Source organism: Bradyrhizobium sp., assembly GCF_019242285.1.
In the GTDB taxonomy this organism is placed as follows: Bacteria; Pseudomonadota; Alphaproteobacteria; order Rhizobiales; family Xanthobacteraceae; genus Bradyrhizobium.
In genome coordinates this window covers 1-5,659 of the sequence record NZ_JAFAVV010000195.1, presented here as the reverse complement: position 1 = coordinate 5,659, position 5,659 = coordinate 1, and the positions used below count along the sequence as shown (strand labels likewise).

The 5,659-nt window shown below is 65.1% G+C and carries 5 protein-coding genes; all 5 read left to right on the top strand.

Features of this window, described 5'->3' with window-relative positions:
* A partial coding sequence (locus tag JOY90_RS07405) for an SPASM domain-containing protein (RefSeq protein ID WP_291690494.1) occupies window positions 1-485 on the top strand: 485 nt, incomplete at its 5' end.
* A complete protein-coding gene (pip, locus tag JOY90_RS07400) occupies window positions 475-1,473 on the top strand; it encodes a prolyl aminopeptidase (RefSeq protein WP_291690493.1) in 999 nt (332 codons plus the stop codon). The genes JOY90_RS07405 and pip, both read left to right, overlap by 11 nt.
* Before the next feature lie 194 nt (window positions 1,474-1,667).
* The gene (locus tag JOY90_RS07395; protein WP_291690492.1) at window positions 1,668-2,339 is read left to right on the top strand and encodes a DUF4286 family protein; all 672 of its coding nucleotides are present in this window, start codon (window positions 1,668-1,670) and stop codon (window positions 2,337-2,339) included.
* Window positions 2,340-2,605: 266 nt separating this feature from the next.
* A complete protein-coding gene (locus tag JOY90_RS07390; protein WP_291690491.1) occupies window positions 2,606-4,405 on the top strand; it encodes an FAD-dependent oxidoreductase in 1,800 nt (599 codons plus the stop codon).
* On the top strand, window positions 4,375-5,659 hold a 1,285-nt coding region (locus tag JOY90_RS07385; protein WP_291690490.1), incomplete at its 3' end, for a 2-oxoacid:acceptor oxidoreductase family protein. The genes JOY90_RS07390 and JOY90_RS07385, both read left to right, overlap by 31 nt.

Sequence of the window (5,659 nt, the reverse complement as noted above, 5' to 3'; positions counted from 1 at the left end):
GCGAGCGGCTGAAGGGCACGCTCGCGATCGACTATGTCGTGCCGGACTATTACGCGCTGCGGCCGAAGAAATGCATGGGCGGCTGGGGCCGGCAGTTCTTCAACATCTCGCCCGCCGGCAAGGTGCTGCCCTGCCACGCCGCCGAGACCATCACCGGGCTCGAATTCCTGTCTGTCCGCTCGAACCATTCGATTGCCTGGATCTGGCAGAACTCGGAGGCCTTCAACCGCTATCGCGGCACCGGCTGGATGAAGGAGCCGTGCGCAAGCTGCGAGTTTCGCGAGATCGATTTCGGCGGCTGCCGCTGCCAGGCCTTTGCGCTGACCGGCGACGCCGGCAGCACCGATCCCGCCTGCGCGCTGTCGCCGCTGCATGAACAGATCTTCAAGCAGGCCGAGACCGAGGCGGCGGCCGACCACACCCGCTTCCTCTATCGCAATTTCGCCGGTGGCACGCTGGAGACAGGCGGCGACCATGGCGCCTGACGCCGACGCCGCCCGCTTCGCGCGGCGCGCCGACCCGTTCGCCCCGCTCACCCAGGAACATATTGCCGTCGGGGACGGCCACGAATTGTATGTCGAGAGCATTGGCCGCGACGGCGGCGTGCCGGCGGTCTACCTGCATGGCGGGCCGGGCTCGGGCTGCCAGCCGGACCACCGGCGGCTGTTCGACCCCGAGCGCTTCCACGCCGTGCTGTTCGACCAGCGCGGCTGCGGCCGCAGCCGCCCCAAGGGCAGCCGCGACGCCAACACGCTGCCGCATCTGATCGCGGACCTGGAGCTGATCCGCGAAAAATTCGGCTTCGAGCGCTGGCTGGTGGCCGGCGGTTCCTGGGGCGCGACCCTGGCGCTGGCTTATGCGCAGGCGCATCCCGCGCGCGTTTCCGGCATGGTGCTGCGCGCGACCTTCCTCGGCACGCAAGCGGAGGTCGAAAAAGGCTTCACGGACGTGCTGCCGCGGTTCTATCCCGACCTGTTTGATGATTTTCTGGGCGTGCTGCCGCCGGAGGAGCGGGTGCGGCCGGTCGAGGCCTATTGGCGCCGCATCCTCGATCCCGACGCGGCGGTGCACGGTCCCGCCGCGCGCGCCTGGCATGACACCGAGCGCATCCTGTCCGAGCACAACCCGACGCGCACGCGGCTCGATCCGGCATCGCTCAAGTCCGGCGGCGCTCTGCCCTCCACGCCGTTCATGGAAGCGCATTATTTCATTAACGACTGCTTCATGCGGCCCGATCAGCTCATGGCCGAGGCAGCCAGGCTCGCGGACATCCCCGGCATCATCGTGCAGGGTCGTTACGACCTGCTTTGCCCGCCCTCGACCTCGCACGCGCTCGCCGCGCGCTGGCCTGCCGAAGTGAGGTTCGTCGAAGAGGCCGGTCATTCGCTGTATGATCCCGGCGTTCGCAATGCCGTGATGAAGGCGATCGCGGACGTGGCCTCCAAGATCCTGGCATCGAAGATTGCGAAATGAGCAGGCGGTGCTCCCCCTCATCCTGAGGAGCCGCACAGCGGCGTCTCGCAGGATGAAGCCCGAAATGCGCCTGCGGGGGCCTCATGGTTCGAGACGGCGCGCTTTGGACACCATTTTTCGACAACGCGCACCTGCTTGAGCGCGCCTCCTCACCATGAGGGACAGATTGCGGAACGAGTGCAGAGGAGTAGAGAATGCCGATCGCCGGAAAGGGCATGCTGCTGACGTCGATGGATATCGATCCGTCTGACGAGGCCGAGTTCAACCGCTGGTATGACCGCGAGCATCTGGAGGAACGCGTCGCGATCGACGGCTTCATCGAGGCGCGGCGCTATGTCGCCCATGTCGGCAGCCCGAAATATCTGTGCCTCTATTCGACCCGCGACATCGAGGTGCTCGACAGCCCGGCCTACTGGGCCAAGCTCGGCCATCCGACCGAGGGCTCGCGGAAGAACATGGCGCGGTTCCGAAACATGATCCGCGCGGTCGCCCGCGTCACGGCGAGCCAGGGCAAGGGCCGCGGCGCCGCGCTCGGCATCGTCCGGCTGCGGCCGCAAGGCGGCCAGGAAGCCGCCCTGCGCGCGGAGCTTGCGAAGCGGCTCGATCCGGGCGAGCTCGACGACATCATCTCGCTGCACCTGATCGAGAGCGACCCCACGCTGTCCGGACCGACGCCGGAGCTTCCGGTCGCCGACGGCGCGGCCGACTGGTTCGTCCTGATCGACGGCACCAATGTGAATGCGATCACGGCACTGATGGCGGCGCGCTTTGCCGGCACATCGACGCCGTTGCCCGCAATGCTGGTCTCCTCGGGAGTCTATGACCTGATGTGGGACCTCGCCAAGGCCGATATTGCAACCTTTTAGCCAACCATTTGGTTGCCCCGGACGGTTAACGCACGATTTGGTGCATGGCACGTTTGTTGCACTGCCACATATTACGTGCCGTGACATAACGTGATGGCAGTGCACCAATGAAAAGCACATTGCGTGGGCAGATTTGCCTTTGTCATCGTGTTGAATGGCTCTAATAAGACCGCCGCATGCTCGCATCCGAGAACCAAGAGAACGCAGGGTAGGCGTTCCAAAAAGGCAAAGGCCGCACGGCCGCAAGGCCGGCGCGGAAGGTAGGAATGAAACCGACTGACATCTCGGCCCCCGACTACTTTCACAAAGTGGTCGATTGCCAATGGGCCTGTCCCGCGCACACCCCCGTCCCCGAATACATCCGATTGATCGCCCAGGGCCGCTACAGCGACGCCTACATGATCAATTGGAAATCGAACGTGTTTCCGGGAATTCTCGGACGCACCTGCGACCGCCCTTGCGAGCCCGCCTGCCGCAGAGGCCGCGTCGAGGAAAACCCGGTCGCGATCTGCCGGCTGAAGCGCGTCGCCGCCGACTTCAAGGATGACATCAAATCGCGCCTGCCGAAACCGTCGCCGAAGAACGGCAAGCGCATCGCGCTGATCGGCGGCGGCCCGGCGTCGCTGACGGTGGCGCGCGATCTCGCCCCGCTCGGCTATCACTGCACCGTGTTCGACGCCGATCCGAAAGCCGGCGGCATGATGCGGAGCCAGATCCCGAAATTCCGTTTGCCGGACTCGGTGATCGACGAGGAAACCGACTACATCCTCCACCTCGGCATCGAGTTCAAGGGCGGCCAGCGCATCGACAGCATGAAGAAGCTGCTGGCCGACGGATATGACGCGATCTTCGTCGGAAGCGGCGCGCCGCGCGGCCGCGAGCTCGACATCCCCGGTCGCAAGGAAGCCGCCGCCAATATCCATATCGGCATCGATTGGCTCTCCAGCGTCTCGTTCGGCCATACCGACAAGATCGGCAGGCGCGTGATCGTGCTCGGCGGCGGCAACACCGCGATGGATTGCTGCCGCACCGCCCGCCGCCTCGGCGGCGAGGACGTCAAGGTGATCGTGCGCTCCGGCTTCGAGGAGATGAAGGCGTCTCCCTGGGAGAAGGAGGACGCCATGCATGAGGACATTCCGATCCTCAACTTCATGGTGCCGGTCGCCTTCGTCCACAAGAACGGCAAGCTCACCGGTATCACCTTCCAGAAGGTGAAGGCGGAATATGATGCGAAGGGCAAGCGCAATCTGGTGCCGACCGACGAGCCGGACCAGACCATTCCGTGCGACGACGTGCTGGTCGCCGTCGGCCAGGAGAACGCCTTCCCCTGGATCGAGCGCGACTGCGGCGTCGAGTTCGACAAATGGAACATGCCCAAGGTCGATGCCAAGACCATGGGCTCCAGCCATCCGAAGGTGTTCTTCGGCGGCGACGCCGCATTCGGCCCGAAGAACATCATCTGGGCGGTGGCGCACGGCCACGATGCCGCGCTCTCGATCCACCGGCTGCTGTCCGGCGAGGACGTGCAGGAGCGCCCGCTGCCCGAGGTGCACGTCACCTCGCAGAAGATGGGCATCCACGAATGGAGCTACGACAACGACATTTCGGCCGACAAGCGCTTCAAGGTGCCGCATCGCGAGAAGGTGATCGCGCTGAAGGACATCCGCGCCGAGGTCGAGCTCGGCTATGACGTCAAGCTCGCGCTCGGCGAGGCCGAGCGCTGCCTGAACTGCGACGTGCAGACCATCTTCTCCACGCCGCTCTGCATCGAGTGCGATGCCTGCGTCGACATCTGCCCGATGGACTGCATCACCTTCACCGAGAACGGCGACGAGGCCGATCTCCGACAGCGCCTGAAGGCGCCCTCGCCGCACCCGGACCAGAGCCTCTACGTGTCCTCCGACCTCAAGACCGGACGCGTCATGGTCAAGGACGAGGACGTCTGCCTGCATTGCGGGCTGTGCGCCGAACGCTGTCCCACCGGCGCCTGGGACATGCAGAAATATCTCATCGACATGACTCACGCAGGTACGACATGCCCGAGCAAAAGCCGATCAGCAGCGTAAACGACTTCGTCGTCCGCTTCGCCAACGTCAACGGCTCGGGCTCGGCCTCCGCCAACGAGATGTTCGCCCGGTCGATCCTGCGCCATGGCGTGCCGGTCTCCCCGCGCAACATCTTCCCCTCCAACATCCAAGGCCTGCCGACCTGGTACGAGGTGCGGGTGACCGAAGCCGGCCATCTCGGCGCCCGCGGCGGCGTCGACATGATGGTGGCGATGAACCCGCAGACCTGGGACAAGGACGTCGCCTCGATCGAGCCCGGCGGCTACCTGTTCTACGACTCGACCAAGCCGATGCCGACGTCGAAGTTTCGCAACGACATCACGGTGATCGGCGTGCCACTGACCGCGATCACCAATTCGACCTACACTGATCCGCGGCAGCGCCAGCTCTTCAAGAACATCATCTATCTCGGCGCGCTCTCCGCACTGCTCGACATGGACCCGAAGCTGATCGAGCAACTGATCGGCGAGCAGTACAAGACCAAGGAGAAGCTGCTCTCCTCCAACGTCCACGCATTGCATCTCGGCCGCGACTGGGCGTTGAAGAACCTGAGCTGCCCGATCGGGCTTCGCGTCAGGAAGTCCGACAAGGTCGGCGACCGCATCTTCATCGAGGGCAACAGCGCGGCGGCGCTCGGCGCGGTTTATGGCGGCGCCACCGTCTGCGCCTGGTATCCGATCACGCCGTCGTCGTCGCTCGCGGATGCCTTCACCAGCCATTGCAAGCGGCTGCGCCACGACCCCGAGACCGGCAAGGCCAAATACGCCATCGTGCAGGGCGAGGACGAGCTGGCTTCCATCGGCATCGTCATCGGCGCCTCCTGGAACGGCGCCCGCGCCTTCACCGCGACCTCCGGTCCCGGCATTTCGCTGATGACCGAGTTCATCGGTCTGTCCTATTTCGCCGAGGTGCCGGCGGTGATCATGAACGTGCAGCGCGCCGGCCCCTCGACCGGCATGCCGACCCGCACCCAGCAATGCGACATCATCGCCTGCGCCTATGCCTCGCATGGCGACACCAAGCACGTGCTGCTGTTCCCCGAGGATCCGACCGAGGCGTTCGAGTTCGCGGCGCACGCCTTCGACCTCGCCGAGCGGTTGCAGACCGTGATCTTCCTGATGCTCGCCCTCGACATCGGCATGAACCACCGGCTGTGCCGGCCGCTGCGCTGGGACGACGCGCGTCAGTATGACCGCGGCAAGATCATGACCGCCGAAATGCTCGACGAGGGCCGCGATTTCGGCCGCTATCTCG

Excerpts from the sequence above, each read along its gene's own strand:
- pip (WP_291690493.1), top strand. The coding sequence starts at position 475 with ATGGCGCCTGACGCCGACGCCGCCCGCTTCGCGCGGCGCGCCGACCCG.
- JOY90_RS07395 (WP_291690492.1), top strand. The coding sequence starts at position 1,668 with ATGCCGATCGCCGGAAAGGGCATGCTGCTGACGTCGATGGATATCGAT.
- JOY90_RS07390 (WP_291690491.1), top strand. The coding sequence starts at position 2,606 with ATGAAACCGACTGACATCTCGGCCCCCGACTACTTTCACAAAGTGGTC.